The 14,000-nt window shown below is 54.2% G+C and carries 12 protein-coding genes and 1 other RNA gene; 8 read left to right on the top strand and 5 right to left on the bottom strand.

Annotated features, from left to right (window positions below; genetic code table 11):
• Positions 1-4: 4 nt before the first annotated feature.
• From agaE to kbaZ, 4 genes are read right to left on the bottom strand one after another with little or no spacing between them, the layout of a single operon-like run.
• The gene (gene agaE, locus C0560_RS18065; protein WP_095283527.1) at positions 5-883 is read right to left on the bottom strand and encodes a PTS N-acetylgalactosamine transporter subunit IID; all 879 of its coding nucleotides are present in this window, start codon (positions 881-883) and stop codon (positions 5-7) included.
• Positions 873-1,652: a PTS N-acetylgalactosamine transporter subunit IIC gene (gene agaW / locus C0560_RS18060; protein ID WP_102105468.1), complete on the bottom strand. Its 780-nt coding sequence runs from the start codon at positions 1,650-1,652 to the stop codon at positions 873-875. The genes agaE and agaW overlap by 11 nt, the downstream gene beginning before the upstream one ends.
• A gap of 10 nt (positions 1,653-1,662) precedes the next feature.
• Positions 1,663-2,136: a PTS N-acetylgalactosamine transporter subunit IIB gene (gene agaV, locus C0560_RS18055; protein WP_107702780.1), complete on the bottom strand. Its 474-nt coding sequence runs from the start codon at positions 2,134-2,136 to the stop codon at positions 1,663-1,665.
• Between the two features lie 19 nt (positions 2,137-2,155).
• Positions 2,156-3,451 carry a tagatose-bisphosphate aldolase subunit KbaZ gene (gene kbaZ / locus C0560_RS18050; protein ID WP_123428274.1) on the bottom strand — a complete coding sequence of 432 codons (1,296 nt, stop codon included), beginning with the start codon at positions 3,449-3,451 and terminating at the stop codon, positions 2,156-2,158.
• Positions 3,452-3,701: 250 nt separating this feature from the next.
• Here kbaZ and C0560_RS18045 point away from each other — a divergent pair, with 250 nt between their 5' ends.
• Positions 3,702-4,511, top strand: coding sequence for a DeoR family transcriptional regulator (locus tag C0560_RS18045; RefSeq protein ID WP_100778785.1), 810 nt, complete (start codon positions 3,702-3,704; stop codon positions 4,509-4,511).
• An 87-nt stretch (positions 4,512-4,598) separates the two neighbouring features.
• Here the strand turns inward: C0560_RS18045 and garD are convergent, their stop codons facing one another.
• Complete coding sequence (gene garD, locus C0560_RS18040; protein ID WP_102105464.1) at positions 4,599-6,170, bottom strand: galactarate dehydratase; 1,572 nt, start codon at positions 6,168-6,170, stop codon at positions 4,599-4,601.
• A 413-nt stretch (positions 6,171-6,583) separates the two neighbouring features.
• Between garD and C0560_RS18035 the strand changes: the two genes are divergently transcribed.
• From C0560_RS18035 to tdcB, 7 genes are all read left to right on the top strand, one after another.
• On the top strand, positions 6,584-7,918 hold the full coding sequence (locus C0560_RS18035) for an MFS transporter (RefSeq protein WP_100778793.1): 1,335 nt from the start codon (positions 6,584-6,586) through the stop codon (positions 7,916-7,918).
• Between the two features lie 36 nt (positions 7,919-7,954).
• A complete protein-coding gene (garL, locus tag C0560_RS18030) occupies positions 7,955-8,725 on the top strand; it encodes a 2-dehydro-3-deoxyglucarate aldolase (protein ID WP_142503651.1) in 771 nt (256 codons plus the stop codon).
• A 30-nt stretch (positions 8,726-8,755) separates the two neighbouring features.
• Complete coding sequence (garR, locus tag C0560_RS18025; protein WP_100778795.1) at positions 8,756-9,646, top strand: 2-hydroxy-3-oxopropionate reductase; 891 nt, start codon at positions 8,756-8,758, stop codon at positions 9,644-9,646.
• Between the two features lie 97 nt (positions 9,647-9,743).
• Positions 9,744-10,889, top strand: coding sequence for a glycerate 2-kinase (gene garK / locus C0560_RS18020; RefSeq protein WP_100778796.1), 1,146 nt, complete (start codon positions 9,744-9,746; stop codon positions 10,887-10,889).
• 32 nt (positions 10,890-10,921) lie between these two features.
• Positions 10,922-11,300: RNase P RNA component class A (gene rnpB, locus C0560_RS18015), an RNA gene on the top strand.
• Positions 11,301-11,964: 664 nt separating this feature from the next.
• Positions 11,965-12,906: a transcriptional regulator TdcA gene (gene tdcA / locus C0560_RS18010; RefSeq protein ID WP_248860306.1), complete on the top strand. Its 942-nt coding sequence runs from the start codon at positions 11,965-11,967 to the stop codon at positions 12,904-12,906.
• Between the two features lie 96 nt (positions 12,907-13,002).
• Complete coding sequence (gene tdcB / locus C0560_RS18005; RefSeq protein ID WP_100780814.1) at positions 13,003-13,992, top strand: bifunctional threonine ammonia-lyase/L-serine ammonia-lyase TdcB; 990 nt, start codon at positions 13,003-13,005, stop codon at positions 13,990-13,992.
• Positions 13,993-14,000: the final 8 nt, after the last annotated feature.

Raw genomic sequence — 14,000 nt, 5'->3', positions numbered from 1 at the left:
GTATTCACAGGAAGTGACAGAATTTACCTACCACGCCAAGCACCACCGTAATGCCGATGAGGCGTAACGGGCTCCAGCCACGGCGGACCAGCCAGAACATGGTCAGGGTGTAGACCAGCGGCAGAAACGCAGGCATCAGCTTGTCGATCACGTCGGTTTGCAGTTTCACCACCGCGTCCCCTGCGGTGATCTCAAGCGTGGTATTCAGGCGCACATAGGTGGCAACCAGCGCACCAATTACGGTCATCCCGACGATGGAAGCCGCGTGGCCGACCTTTTTGGTGTTGGCCTTAATCAGTGGAATGGCGGCGACGCCCATACGATAAGCATAGTGTGCCAGACCAAAACGCAGACCCAGGTGTACCACGTTGAACATCACAATAAACACGACTGCGCCAAGAATTGAGCCTTGCAGCGCAAGACTGGCGCCGATACCGCCGCAAATCGGCAGCAGCGTCAGCCAGAACATGGCATCGCCAATCCCGCCGAGCGGCGCGCCCACCGCAATCTTGGTGCTCTGAATGCTGTTCACATCCTGCTTCGAGCGCTCCATCGCGAGAATAATGCCGATCACAAAGGTTACCAGGAACGGATGGGTATTGAAGAACCCCATGTGGCCCTTCATGGCGCGCGCCAGATCGCGTTTGTTGGTGTGGATTTTTTTCAGCGCCGGAAGCAGGCCGTACAGCCAGCCTGAGGCCTGCATACGCTCGTAGTTGAACGATGCCTGCAGCAGCATCGAACGCCAGGCCACACGGTTGATATCCTTTTTCGTCAGCTCCGCGCCGATAGTCTGATCTTCATAGATATTTTCGTTCACGCCGGACAGAAGCGTCTCGTCGGTTTCGGAGACGGTCGGCAGGGTGGTTTGATTAGATGCCATCTTCGAATTCCTCTTTCTGGGCGACCGGCGTGGCCGGTTCAGGTGATTTACGCAGAAAATCGATCAGCGCCATCGCCAGCGCTGCCGCAGCAATGGCCAGCACCGGCAGTTTGAGCCAGGCGGCGGCGACAAAACCGAGGATGAAATAGGGGATGTAGACGTTTTTCATCATGATTTTCAGCAGCACGGCAAAACCAATCGCAGGCATGATGCCGCCTGCCACGCCCAGACCGTCAATCAGACGGGCAGGCAGAACATCAATGGCCGTTTTCGCGTGCTCTGCCCCGAAGTAAATCGGCAGGAATGCGCAAAGAAAATAGAAGATCCCCAGTGCAAGGAGTGCGAGATAGTTCACCCGCTCGATCCCGTTGGTGTCGGCGTTCGCCGCCATCCGGTCGCAGCGCGCCATCACGCCGGACATGACCGAGAACAGGAAAGTAATCCCCATCTGAACCGCAACAGCGAACGGCACCGCCACACCCACCGCAACCTCCGGTTTTACGCCCGTGGTAATGGCGAACGTCGTCCCGACAATAGTACCGATAATGACGTTCGGCGGTTGCGCGCCCGCCAGCGGTGCCAGCCCCATCCACACTAATTCCAGCGTCCCGCCGGTCAGAATACCCGTATGCAGATCGCCCAGAATCAGGCCCACCAACGGCCCAAGCACCACCGGGCGGTGCATATGCGTTAAGCCGTTGAACATATCCAGGCCCGCGATAAAGGCGAGAATGCCCAACGCAAAGGCCTGCAACAGACTGATTTCCATTGTGAATCCCTCAGAGTAGTTTAAAGAGATCCAAAGCGGGTTCTGTCGGGACGCCCTGCACGAAGCATTCCACCCCGGCGGCTTTCAGGCCGCTAAATGCCGCAATATCACCGGCGTCGACAGAGACCGTTTTGGCAATTTGTTGTTTGCCATTGGCGTAGTGCATGTTTCCTACATTGATACGTTTCACGGGCACGCCGCCCTCAACGAGGGTCAGGAAATCGGCCGGTGACTTGCAGACCAGCAGGATTTTCTGCCGGTCGGCGGCGCGATGAATGTTGTCGATCACTTTTTGCAGGGACCAGAAACGCACCGCGATCCCCTCCGCCAGCACCATTTCCATCAGGTTTTGCTGGACCGAATCCTCAGCGACGTCATCATTAGCGACCAGCACCAGATTCGCGCCTGCGAACCCCACCCACTGAACGCCTACCTGGCCGTGGATTAAACGTTCATCGATGCGGCACAAGACAATGTTTGGCATGGCATTATCCTCTTCGTTGTTATGCGTTTTGGGACGACGCGCCCTGACAGGCTGCGTGATACTGGCGCAGTATGTCCTGAATGTGGTCGATAATGAGTTCCCGTGGCGTCGCCTTGAGAGCCTCCTCGCGAACTTTTCGATATTGCAGCGGCAGGTACTGGCTCACGAGCGGAAGGGGAATCGGCTCATCCGCCAGATTGCGCACCAGCCGTTCGAAGGCGTCGTCGATCTGACTGTCCGGCCAGTAGTAGCGAACGCGATCCGAGTAGCTGTAGCCGCGCGCCAGCCGACGGGCGTTGCCGTCGCCGTGGTAGTGGCTTTGCCAGTATTCCGGGCGGTCGAGCATCACGCTTTCAAGCACCTGACGCAGGCCCGAGCTGGCTTTGGCTGGCAGCAGCTCTTCTTCAATGGCGGCGAGTGAGAACAGCGCTTCGCGCAGGGCGAAGGTGAGAGCCGGGCCGACTTTCAAAATCGCGAAGTGATCTTTTACCAGCTGGCGCAGCGCCTGTGGCGTCTGGTAGTCGGTGGAGTGCGCTTCAAAGACCAGAGAATCCCAGGATGTTGCCATTTCACTGAGCGCAACGGCGTTTTCCGGGCGATAGTCGATCACATGGGTATGGTCGAACTCAACGCCAGGTTGCACCACCAGCCCGATAATGCGTGGCCAGACTGCGCTCAGCCCCTGTTTTTCAAAGGCGTGACGATGGGCTTCCAGCGTGGCGCGAGCGGCCTGTGGTGTAGTCACTTCCAGTTCGGTTAGCGTCTCGTGAGCACCGCCGGGAACCGGCACTTCTGTGCCAATCACGTACACCAGGTCTGATTCACCAAAGCGCTCGCGGCAGGTCTGTTCGGCGATCTTCGCCAGCCGTGCGGCGCGCTCGGCGACGATGGCGTCCGTGAGCGGCACCGGATCGTCCTCGCATGACATGCTGCAATCAAGGTGGATCTTTGTAAATCCAGCGGCCACGTAGCTTTTGATCAGATCGTCGGCGTTGGCCATCGCTTCACTGGCAGTGAGGTTTTGCCAGCGATTAGGGCCGAGATGATCGCCGCCTAAAATCAGCTGCGACAGGGGGAAATTCAGCCCGCTGGCAAGCTGGCTGACAAAAGCGTGAAAATCGGCGGGTGTCATACCCGTGTAGCCGCCGAACTGATCCACCTGGTTGGAAGTGGCCTCAACCAGCAGGGCGGTGTGATGATCGCGAGCGAAGCGAATCGCGGCTTCAAGTACCAGTGGATGTGCGGAACAGACGGCGTAAATTCCGTTGTCTGCCCCTGCTTTGTGCAATTCCACCATTTCAATAAGATGTTTCACTTTCCTCTCCACGTTGGATGGTTTGAGTGCTAATCTTTCGTTTTATTTCACTTTATACTGCGTGATGGTCTTATAAAAATAAAACGAAAGATAATAGTTTTCCGATCTGTTTCACAAAAGAAACATAATGAAAGGTTTCAGCACGGGAAGAATAGGGTGTCGGAAGCGGGATGGGGCTTGCATTCCCTTAAAAGAAAGGCGTTAATAGATAAAACGAAATGAAACGAAAGATTTTCTTAAAGGAGCTCGCATGAGCAGCACCGAATCCTCCACGGAGAAACGTGTGACCGGCACCAGCGAAAGGCGTGAACAAATTATCCAGAGGTTGCGGCAGCAGGGTAGCGTGCAGGTGAACGATCTTTCGCTGCTGTATGGCGTATCAACGGTGACGATCCGTAACGATCTCGCTTTCCTGGAAAAACAGGGTATCGCCGTTCGTGCCTACGGCGGCGCGCTGATCTGCGATGGCAACACACCGGGGCTGGAGCCTTCCGTCGAAGATAAAAGCTCACTCAATACGGCGGTCAAACGCAGCATCGCCCAGGCGGCAGCCAATCTGATCAAACCGGGTCACCGCATCATTCTCGACTCCGGCACCACGACCTATGAAATTGCGCGCATGTTACGCCAACATACGGACGTGATCGCCATGACCAACGGCATGAACGTGGCGAATGCGCTGCTGGAAGCGGAAGGCGTCGAGCTGCTGATGACCGGCGGGCATCTGCGTCGTCAGTCGCAGTCGTTCTACGGCGATCAGGCTGAGCAGTCGCTGCAAAACTACCATTTCGATCTGCTGTTCCTGGGGGTGGATGCTATCGATACGGACCGTGGCGTCAGTACACACAATGAAGATGAAGCCCGGCTGAACCGTAAGATGTGCGAAGTGGCGGAGCGGATAATCGTGGTGACCGATTCCAGCAAGTTCAATCGCTCAAGCCTGCATAAAATCATCGACACCCCGCGTATCGATATGATCATCACCGACGAAGGTATTCCGGCTGAGAGCTTACAGGAGCTTCAGCGTTCGGGAATTGAAGTGGTGCGGGTAAAAGAGTGAGCGCAAATCTGGCCGGGCGGCAGTTGCGCCTTTCCCGGCCTATAAAAGTTTTGTGCCCGGTAAACGTAACGCTACCGGGCACAGGCATCAGGTCACTGGAGCCGGGTTAAACACCGCCAGCTGGTTGTGTAATCCCCATTGATCGGAGAAGGTTTTTTTACGGCCACTCGCGACATCCAGAATAAAGTGGAACAGCTTCCAGCCCACGTCCTCAATCGTCTCTTCACCCGTCGCAATGGTCCCGGCGTTGATGTCCATTAAGTCATACCAGCGGTTTGCAAGCTCGGTGCGGGTCGCCATTTTGATCACCGGAACCGCCATTAGCCCGTACGGCGTGCCGCGCCCGGTAGTGAACACTTGCACCGTAATCCCCGAGGCTACCTGCTGCGTGCCGCAGACAAAATCGCTGGCAGGCGTAGCGGCATAAATCAGGCCGCGTTTGGTCGGGCGCTGACCCGGAGAAAGCACTTCGGAGATGGCGCTCTGGCCGGATTTCGCAATCGAGCCAAGGGCTTTTTCGACGACGTTCGCCAGCCCGCCTTTTTTGTTACCCGGCGACGGGTTTGCGCTGCGGTCGGTCTGTCCCATATCGAGATAGTTGTCGTACCAGGCCATCTCTTCCAGCAGGCGCTTGCCCACCTCTTCGTTGATGGCGCGCGGGGTGAGAAGGTGGATCGCATCGCGCACTTCGGTCACTTCCGAGAACATGACCGTAGCGCCGCAGCGCACAAACAGATCGGAAGCGTAGCCGACCGCCGGGTTGGCGGTCACACCGGAGAAAGCATCGCTGCCGCCGCACTGGGTGCCGACTACCAGTTCAGACGCCGGGCAGGTTTCGCGCTGGCGTTTATTCAGTTTTTCCAGGTGACGCACGGCGACCTGGAGAATATCGTCGACCATGGATTTAAAGCCAACGTGGTGCTCATCCTGCAGACGCACAATGCTGGCGTCATCCACGGCAATCGCCTGGACATCGTCAGTGCCTTGCAGCAGGCGCTCTGGCTGAAGTTTTTCGCAGCCCAGGCCAATCACCATGACCTCGCCGCCAAAATTGGGGTTGAGGGAGATATTATGGATGGTGCGAATGGGTACCACGGCGGCCGGGGCATTAATCGCCACGCCGCAGCCGTACAGGTGGTTCAGACCCACCACGCCGTCGACGTTCGGGTATTTCGGCAGCAGATCGCGTTCGATGATTTTCACCACGTAATCCACCACACCCGCCACGCAATGCACGCTGGTGGTAATGCCGAGCAGGTTTTTAGTGCCAACGCTGCCATCTTTGTTGCGATAACCTTCGAAGGTATAACCTTCCAGTGGCGGCAGCGGTTCCGGTACGCGCGTTGCCAGCGGCAGAGTATTCAGCGGCGGGGCTTTTGGCAGCTCAACGAGTGACTCCTCAATCCAGCTGCCCTGCGGAATCGCCCGCACGGCGTAGCCGATGATCTCCCCGTAACGGACGATTTCGCCGTGGGCAGGGATATCGACCAGCGCGACTTTATGGCCCTGGGGAATATGTTCGATGAGTTCAAGGCCATCGGGGAAGCGTGTTCCAGCTCTCAGGCCATTGTCGTTAACAATAATCGCCACGTTATCCGTGTCGTGTACCTTTATATAGAACGCCGTCGGCGACTTTTGTCGAATTTCGATGTCGGCCATTGCTCATTATTCTCCAGTAAAACTTTAGATATTAAATGCAGTTAAGAGAGTGTTTATTTTCGTATTGTCAGAAATAAAGACGCTGCCTTCTTGAATAAAGAATGTCAGGAGTCGAAAGATAAAAATGTGACCGAGATCACTCCGCGAAACCTGCACCCGCGCCAGCTGGCAGGCAATGCGTAAATCTGTGCATCAGCGCCCATGCGATTGTGCATATGCTCAAAATAACGTTCAAGAAGGCGGTGATAATTGAGCGATGCGACAATGTGCAGGGGCGGGCGGATGTTTATACTTAATCACGATTTCATTGCATCTGGTTAATTAACGGATATTGCCTGCTATCGATAAATAATCAGTAAAGACTTTTCCAAAATAATAAAAATACCAAGATCGATGTGCCTGAGGAAATAAACATGTCACTGGAAACAGCTGTAGAAACGAAAAAGGGTATTCATACCCGCCATTTAATATTACTGATTATATTTATTGTGACGGCAGTGAACTACGCTGATCGCGCCACGCTGTCGATTGCCGGGACAGAAGTGGCAAAAGAGCTGCAGCTCAGCGCCGTATCCATGGGGTACATCTTCTCCGCGTTTGGCTGGGCGTATCTGCTGATGCAAATCCCCGGCGGCTGGCTGCTGGACAAATTTGGCTCGAAAAAGGTCTACACCTATAGCCTGTTTTTCTGGTCGCTGTTTACCTTCCTGCAGGGCTTTGTCGATCTCTTCCCGCTGGCGTGGGCCGGTATCTCCATGTTCTGTATGCGCTTTATGCTCGGTTTCTCCGAAGCACCGTCGTTCCCGGCTAACGCCCGTATTGTGGCGGCCTGGTTCCCGACCAAAGAGCGCGGCACCGCCTCGGCGATTTTTAACTCCGCGCAGTATTTCTCGCTGGCACTTTTCTCCCCGCTGCTCGGCTGGCTGACCTTCGCGTGGGGCTGGGAACATGTCTTCACCGTGATGGGTGTCATTGGTTTCATCCTGACGGCGATGTGGGTGAAGTTCATTCATAACCCAACCGATCACCCGCGTATGTCTGCCGAGGAGCTGAAGTTTATCTCTGACGGTGGCGCGGTGGTCGATATGGATCATAAAAAGCCGGGCGATAAAGCGGCGAGTGGTCCAAAGCTGCATTACATCAAACAGTTATTGACCAACCGCATGATGCTGGGCGTATTTTTTGGTCAATACTTTATCAACACCATTACCTGGTTCTTCCTCACCTGGTTCCCGATTTATCTGGTACAGGAAAAAGGAATGTCGATTCTGAAAGTCGGCATCGTGGCCTCCATCCCGGCGCTGTGTGGTTTTGCAGGTGGCGTGCTGGGCGGTGTGTTCTCGGATCACCTGATTAAAACCGGTAAGTCGATCACCCTGGCGCGTAAGCTGCCGATTGTGCTCGGTATGCTGCTGGCGTCCTCCATTATCCTGTGCAACTACACCAATAACACGGTGCTGGTCGTCGCGCTGATGGCGCTGGCGTTCTTCGGAAAAGGCTTTGGTGCGCTGGGCTGGCCGGTGATTTCTGATACTGCGCCAAAAGAGATTGTGGGCCTGTGTGGTGGCGTGTTCAACGTCTTCGGTAACGTGGCGTCGATTGTCACCCCGCTGGTGATTGGTTATCTGGTGAGTGAACTGCATTCATTCAATGCGGCGCTGGTCTTCGTTGGCTGCTCTGCGCTGATGGCGATGTTCTGCTACCTGTTCGTAGTGGGTGACATCAAGCGTATGGAATTGCAGAAATAAGCGCCTCAACATCACGAATCATTGAAGGTAAAAGCGATGAGTAACGATATTTTCCCGAACAAGTTTAAAGCGGCCCTGGCGGCGAAAGAGATTCAGATTGGCTGCTGGTCTGCGCTGGCAAGCCCAATCAGCACCGAGGTTTTGGGTCTGGCTGGTTTTGACTGGCTGGTGCTCGACGGTGAACATGCGCCGAACGATATCAGCACCTTTATTCCACAGCTGATGGCGCTGAAGGGCAGCAGCAGCGCGCCGGTGGTGCGTGTACCGACCAACGAACCGGTGATTATTAAGCGCCTGCTGGATATCGGCTTCTATAACTTCCTGATCCCGTTTGTGGAAAGTGTGGAAGAGGCGGTGCAGGCCGTGGCGTCGACCCGCTATCCGCCGGAAGGCATTCGCGGTGTGTCCGTTTCCCATCGCGCCAACATGTTTGGCACCGTGCCGGACTACTTTGCGCAGTCCAACAAGAACATCACCATTCTGGTCCAAATTGAGAGCCAGCATGGCGTGGACAATGTGGACGCCATCGCTGCCACCGACGGCGTGGACGGCATCTTTGTCGGCCCAAGCGATCTGGCTGCGGCGTTGGGCCACCTCGGCAATGCCAACCACCCGGACGTGCAGCGCGCCATTCAGCACATTTTCGCTCGAGCGAAAGCTCACGATAAACCGTGCGGCATTCTGGCGCCGGTCGAGGCCGATGCCCGCCGTTATCTGGAGTGGGGCGCCACCTTTGTGGCCGTCGGCAGTGACCTCGGCGTCTTCCGCTCTGCAACGCAGAAATTAGCTGATTCCTTTAAAAAATAACCACCATCGACACGTGAGAGAGAGAACGTTATGACAATGAAAGTTGGTTTTATTGGCCTGGGTATCATGGGTAAACCAATGAGTAAAAACCTCATCAAAGCAGGTTACTCGTTGGTGGTTTCTGACCGTAATCCAGAAGTCATTGCGGAGCTGATTGCCGCCGGTGCCGAAACGGCCCTTACGGCAAAAGCAATTGCCGAGCAGTGCGATGTGGTCATCACCATGCTGCCGAACTCACCCCATGTGCAGGAAGTGGCGCTGGGTGAAAACGGCCTGATTGAAGGCGCGAAGCCGGGCCTGGTACTGATCGACATGAGCTCTATCGCCCCACTGGCGAGCCGCGAAATCAGCGAAGCGCTGAAAGCGAAAGGCGTGGACATGCTGGACGCGCCGGTGAGCGGCGGCGAGCCAAAAGCCATCGACGGCACCCTCTCGGTGATGGTGGGCGGTGATAAAGCGATTTTCGACAAATATTACGATCTGATGAAAGCGATGGCCGGTTCCGTTGTACATACGGGTGAAATCGGTGCAGGTAACGTCACCAAGCTGGCGAACCAGGTGATCGTTGCGCTAAACATTGCCGCGATGTCTGAAGCGCTAACGCTGGCGACCAAAGCGGGCGTCAACCCGGATCTGGTGTATCAGGCCATTCGCGGCGGTCTGGCGGGCAGCACCGTGCTGGATGCTAAAGCGCCGATGGTGATGGATCGCAACTTCAAGCCGGGCTTCCGCATTGATCTGCACATTAAAGATCTGGCTAACGCGCTGGACACCTCCCATGGCGTCGGCGCACAGCTGCCGCTGACCGCTGCGGTGATGGAGATGATGCAGGCCCTGCGCGCCGATGGTCTGGGAACGGCGGACCATAGCGCCATTGCCTGCTACTACGAAAAACTGGCGAAAGTGGAAGTCACTCGCTAATGACGTTCTGCCCGGATAGCGCACAGCGATCCGGGCCTACCCTGTAGGCCGGATAAGTGAAACGCCATCCGGCGTTGTGCAGTAACAGGCTACAACTATGAAAATCGTAATCGCCCCTGACTCTTATAAAGAAAGCCTTTCTGCCTCCGAGGTAGCTCAGGCGATAGAAAAAGGTTTTCGGGAAATTTTTCCTGATGCTCAGTATGTGTCTGTGCCGGTCGCTGATGGCGGAGAAGGCACGGTCGAAGCGATGATTGCCGCCACCCAGGGCACTGAGCAACACGCCATTGTCACGGGTCCGCTGGGCGAAAAAGTGAATGCCTGCTGGGGAATGTCCGGCGATGGCGCAACGGCGATTATCGAAATGGCCGCAGCCAGCGGCCTGGCGCTGGTGCCACTGGCGCAGCGTAATCCGCTGATTACCACCTCTCGCGGCACGGGCGAACTGATTCTGAATGCGCTGGATAAAGGAGCGCGCAACATTATTATCGGCATTGGCGGCAGCGCGACCAACGACGGAGGTGCCGGTATGGTGCAGGCTCTGGGCGCGAAGCTGTGTGATGCCAACGGCACGGAGATCGGCTACGGCGGCGGCAGCCTGATGGCACTGAACAGTATCGACATTTCCGGTCTGGACCCGCGCTTAAAAGGCTGCACGATTCGCGTGGCCTGTGACGTCACCAATCCGCTGATCGGTGAGAATGGCGCATCACGTATTTTTGGTCCGCAAAAAGGGGCCGATGAGGCGAAGATCGTCGAACTCGATCGCAATCTCAGCCATTTTGCTGACGTGATTAAGAAATCCCTGTCGATTGACGTTAAAAATGTCCCTGGCTCCGGCGCGGCAGGGGGGATGGGCGCGGCGCTGATGGCGTTTCTCGGCGCGGAGTTGCGCAGTGGGATTGAGATTGTCACCCAGGCGCTGAACCTCGAAGAACATATCCACGACTGCACCCTGGTGCTCACCGGCGAAGGGCGGCTCGACAGCCAGAGCATTCACGGCAAAGTGCCGGTTGGCGTGGCGAACGTCGCCAAAAAATACCATAAACCGGTGATCGGCATTGCAGGCTGTTTGACCAGCGACGTCGGTGTGGTGCATCAGTACGGTATCGATGCGGTGTTCAGCGTGCTGAACAGCATTGGCTCGCTGGAAGAGGCCTTCCGTGGGGCGTTTGACAACATTTATCGCTCGTCACGCAACATCGCAGCGACTTTGCAGGTGGGGATGCGCACGCAAGGGTGACAGCGGCGTCTAAACCCTCTATACTTCGCGCCGAAGCTGACCAGACAGTCGCCGCTTCGTCGTCGTCCCCTTTCGGGGGGAGACGGGCGGAGGGGAGGAAAGTCCGGGCTCCATAGGGCAGGGTGCCAGGTAACGCCTGGGGGGGAAACCCACGACCAGTGCAACAGAGAGCAAACCGCCGATGGCCCGCGCAAGCGGGATCAGGTAAGGGTGAAAGGGTGCGGTAAGAGCGCACCGCGCGGCTGGTAACAGTCCGTGGCACGGTAAACTCCACCCGGAGCAAGGCCAAATAGGGGTTCACAAGGTACGGCCCGTACTGAACCCGGGTAGGCTGCTTGAGCCAGTGAGCGATTGCTGGCCTAGATGAATGACTGTCCACGACAGAACCCGGCTTATCGGTCAGCTTCAACTATTAAGAAAACCCCGCTTTGGCGGGGTTTTTGCTTTTTGCTCCTCACCACCGCCTTCATGAAACCGAACGAATTCCCATTTTTGCGACAATAAGCACATTTCACTGCTTTTGAGTGGAATGATGTTTTTTTACCGAGATTAGAGATCGCATTCACAAAATTACGCGCTAAAAATTCGCCATTTTGCAGTGTTGACTTGATGTTGCTGTTGTTGCTGAAGTGTGTCTTCTTTATGGCGTATAAATTAATGAAATCTTTCCTTTCAATACATTTGCCCTGTGAATGTGTGATGCCCTCGACGCTTTTTCCCCTGCGAGCAAATATTTATTAACTTATTTGATAATATACAAAAATGTTTAAAGCAAATAACGTCTATTTATTCGCCTTTAATTGCCTGAAATATCACCTTTATTCCCTCTGGTTTATTGCCATAAATAGATCGTGGTTATCGCCATAAAATTAATTTATCTCCCTGAGATTTATTGATCAATATCAGGCGTTTTATTGATAAAGTAAATGATAACATTATGATTTATATGCATTAATCAGTGTTTTTTCGAAGGTGTGAATGGTATGAAAAAGTAATCTGTGAGTAACAGCACATACCCTCGTCATCAATAATGGGTAGAATCCTGCCACGGATAAGGAAATAAGAGCAGAATATGATGAGCACTATTATTCTACCGAAAACACAACATTTAGTTGTATTTCAGGAAGTCATTAAAAGTGGATCTATTGGTTCTGCCGCCCGTCAACTTGGCCTGACTCAACCCGCCGTCAGCAAAATCATTAACGATATCGAATCCTACTTTGGTGTCGAACTGATTGTGCGCAAGAACACCGGCGTGAAGCTGACCAGCGCAGGGCACACGTTGCTCGCGTACTCCGAGTCCATCACCCGCGAAATGAAGAATATGGTCAGTGAGATGAACAACCTGAGCTTCAGCACCGTTATAGACGTTTCGTTCGGCTATCCGTCGCTGATTGGTTTTACGTTCCTCTCCAGCATGATCAAAAAATTCAAAGAAGTGTTCCCGAAAGCGCGAGTCTCGATGTTTGAAGCACAGCTCTCCTCGTTCCTGCCCGCCATCCGCGATGGGCGACTGGATTTCGCCATCGGTACCCTGAGCGATGAAATGCTGTTGCAGGATCTGCACGTTGAGCCGCTGTTTGAATCGGAATTTGTGCTGGTGGCCAGTAAAACGCGAACGTGCACCGGAACGACGACACTGGCATCGCTCACCAACGAGCAGTGGGTGATGCCGCAAACCGATATGGGCTACTACAAAGAATTATTAACCACTCTTCAGAACAACCACATCAGCATCGAAAACATCGTCCAGACCGATTCCGTCGTCACCATCTATAACCTGGTTCTCAACGCCGATTATCTCACCGTGATCCCAAGAGACATGATTACGCCATTCGGTTCCGACCAGTTTGTCGTACTGCCCGTGGAAGATGAATTACCCATTGCACGTTATGCCGCCGTCTGGTCAAAAAATTATCGTATTAAAAAATCCGCTTCGGTATTAGTGGAGTTGGCGAAGCAATATTCCGCGCAAAACAGTGAAAGGCGAAAACAGCTCACCATAACTGAACAATGAATTGAGACGTACCATTTTAAAACACCCGGTGAGGGCATTCCCTCGCTGACACCCAGACTTTGCTTACAGAATATGAATTATTATAAAGAGGATTATATGCACATTACTTACGATCTTCCGGTAACGATTGAAGAAATACAAGATGCCCGCAAACGACTGGCTGGTAAAATTTATAAAACCGGCATGCCGCGTTCTAATTATCTGAGCGAGCGCTGCAAAGGCGAAATTTTCCTGAAGTTTGAAAATATGCAGCGCACCGGTTCGTTTAAAATTCGCGGGGCTTTTAACAAATTAAGTTCCTTAACCGAAGCTGAACGCCGCAAAGGTGTGGTGGCGTGTTCCGCCGGAAACCATGCTCAGGGTGTGTCGCTCTCCTGCGCCATGCTCGGTATTGACGGCAAAGTTGTCATGCCGATGGGCGCGCCAAAATCGAAAGTGGCCGCCACGCGTGATTACTCCGCTGAAGTGGTACTGCATGGTGAGAATTTTAACGACACCATCGCCAAAGTCAGCGAAATCGTCGAGCAGGAAGGGCGCATCTTTATTCCGCCGTATGACGACGTAAAAGTGATTGCCGGACAGGGCACCATTGGTCTTGAAATTCTCGAAGACTTATATGATGTCGATAACGTGATTGTCCCTATCGGCGGCGGCGGATTAATCGCCGGGATCGCCACGGCCATTAAATCCATCAACCCGACCATTAATATTATCGGCGTGCAGTCTGAAAACGTGCACGGTATGGCGGCGTCTTACTACGCCGGGGAAATTATGAATCACCGTACCACCGGCACATTAGCCGACGGCTGCGACGTTTCTCGTCCAGGCAATTTAACCTTCGAAATTGTTCGTGAATTAGTCGACGACATCGTGTTGGTGAGCGAAGACGATATTCGTAACAGCATGGTCGCACTGATCCAACGAAATAAAGTGGTGACAGAAGGCGCTGGCGCGCTGGCAACGGCTGCATTATTAAGCGGAAAACTGGATCATTATATTCAGGGGCGCAAAACGGTTAGTATTATTTCCGGCGGCAATATCGACCTTTCCCGCGTTTCCCAAATTACCGGCCTCGTTGATGCATAAATAAGGAT

The organism is Lelliottia sp. AC1 (assembly GCF_023278595.1).
Taxonomy (GTDB): Bacteria; Pseudomonadota; Gammaproteobacteria; order Enterobacterales; family Enterobacteriaceae; genus Enterobacter; species Enterobacter nimipressuralis.
This window is presented reverse-complemented; position numbering and strand designations above follow the sequence as displayed.

Bases quoted from the DNA above. Each gene is read 5' to 3' on its own strand.
- garR (WP_100778795.1), top strand. From the start codon at position 8,756: ATGACAATGAAAGTTGGTTTTATTGGCCTGGGTATCATGGGTAAACCA.
- C0560_RS18045 (WP_100778785.1), top strand. From the start codon at position 3,702: ATGAGCAGCACCGAATCCTCCACGGAGAAACGTGTGACCGGCACCAGC.
- tdcB (WP_100780814.1), top strand. From the start codon at position 13,003: ATGCACATTACTTACGATCTTCCGGTAACGATTGAAGAAATACAAGAT.
- garL (WP_142503651.1), top strand. From the start codon at position 7,955: ATGAGTAACGATATTTTCCCGAACAAGTTTAAAGCGGCCCTGGCGGCG.
- garK (WP_100778796.1), top strand. From the start codon at position 9,744: ATGAAAATCGTAATCGCCCCTGACTCTTATAAAGAAAGCCTTTCTGCC.
- tdcA (WP_248860306.1), top strand. From the start codon at position 11,965: ATGAGCACTATTATTCTACCGAAAACACAACATTTAGTTGTATTTCAG.
- garD (WP_102105464.1), bottom strand. From the start codon at position 6,170: ATGGCCGACATCGAAATTCGACAAAAGTCGCCGACGGCGTTCTATATA.
- agaW (WP_102105468.1), bottom strand. From the start codon at position 1,652: ATGGAAATCAGTCTGTTGCAGGCCTTTGCGTTGGGCATTCTCGCCTTT.
- agaE (WP_095283527.1), bottom strand. From the start codon at position 883: ATGGCATCTAATCAAACCACCCTGCCGACCGTCTCCGAAACCGACGAG.
- C0560_RS18035 (WP_100778793.1), top strand. From the start codon at position 6,584: ATGTCACTGGAAACAGCTGTAGAAACGAAAAAGGGTATTCATACCCGC.
- agaV (WP_107702780.1), bottom strand. From the start codon at position 2,136: ATGCCAAACATTGTCTTGTGCCGCATCGATGAACGTTTAATCCACGGC.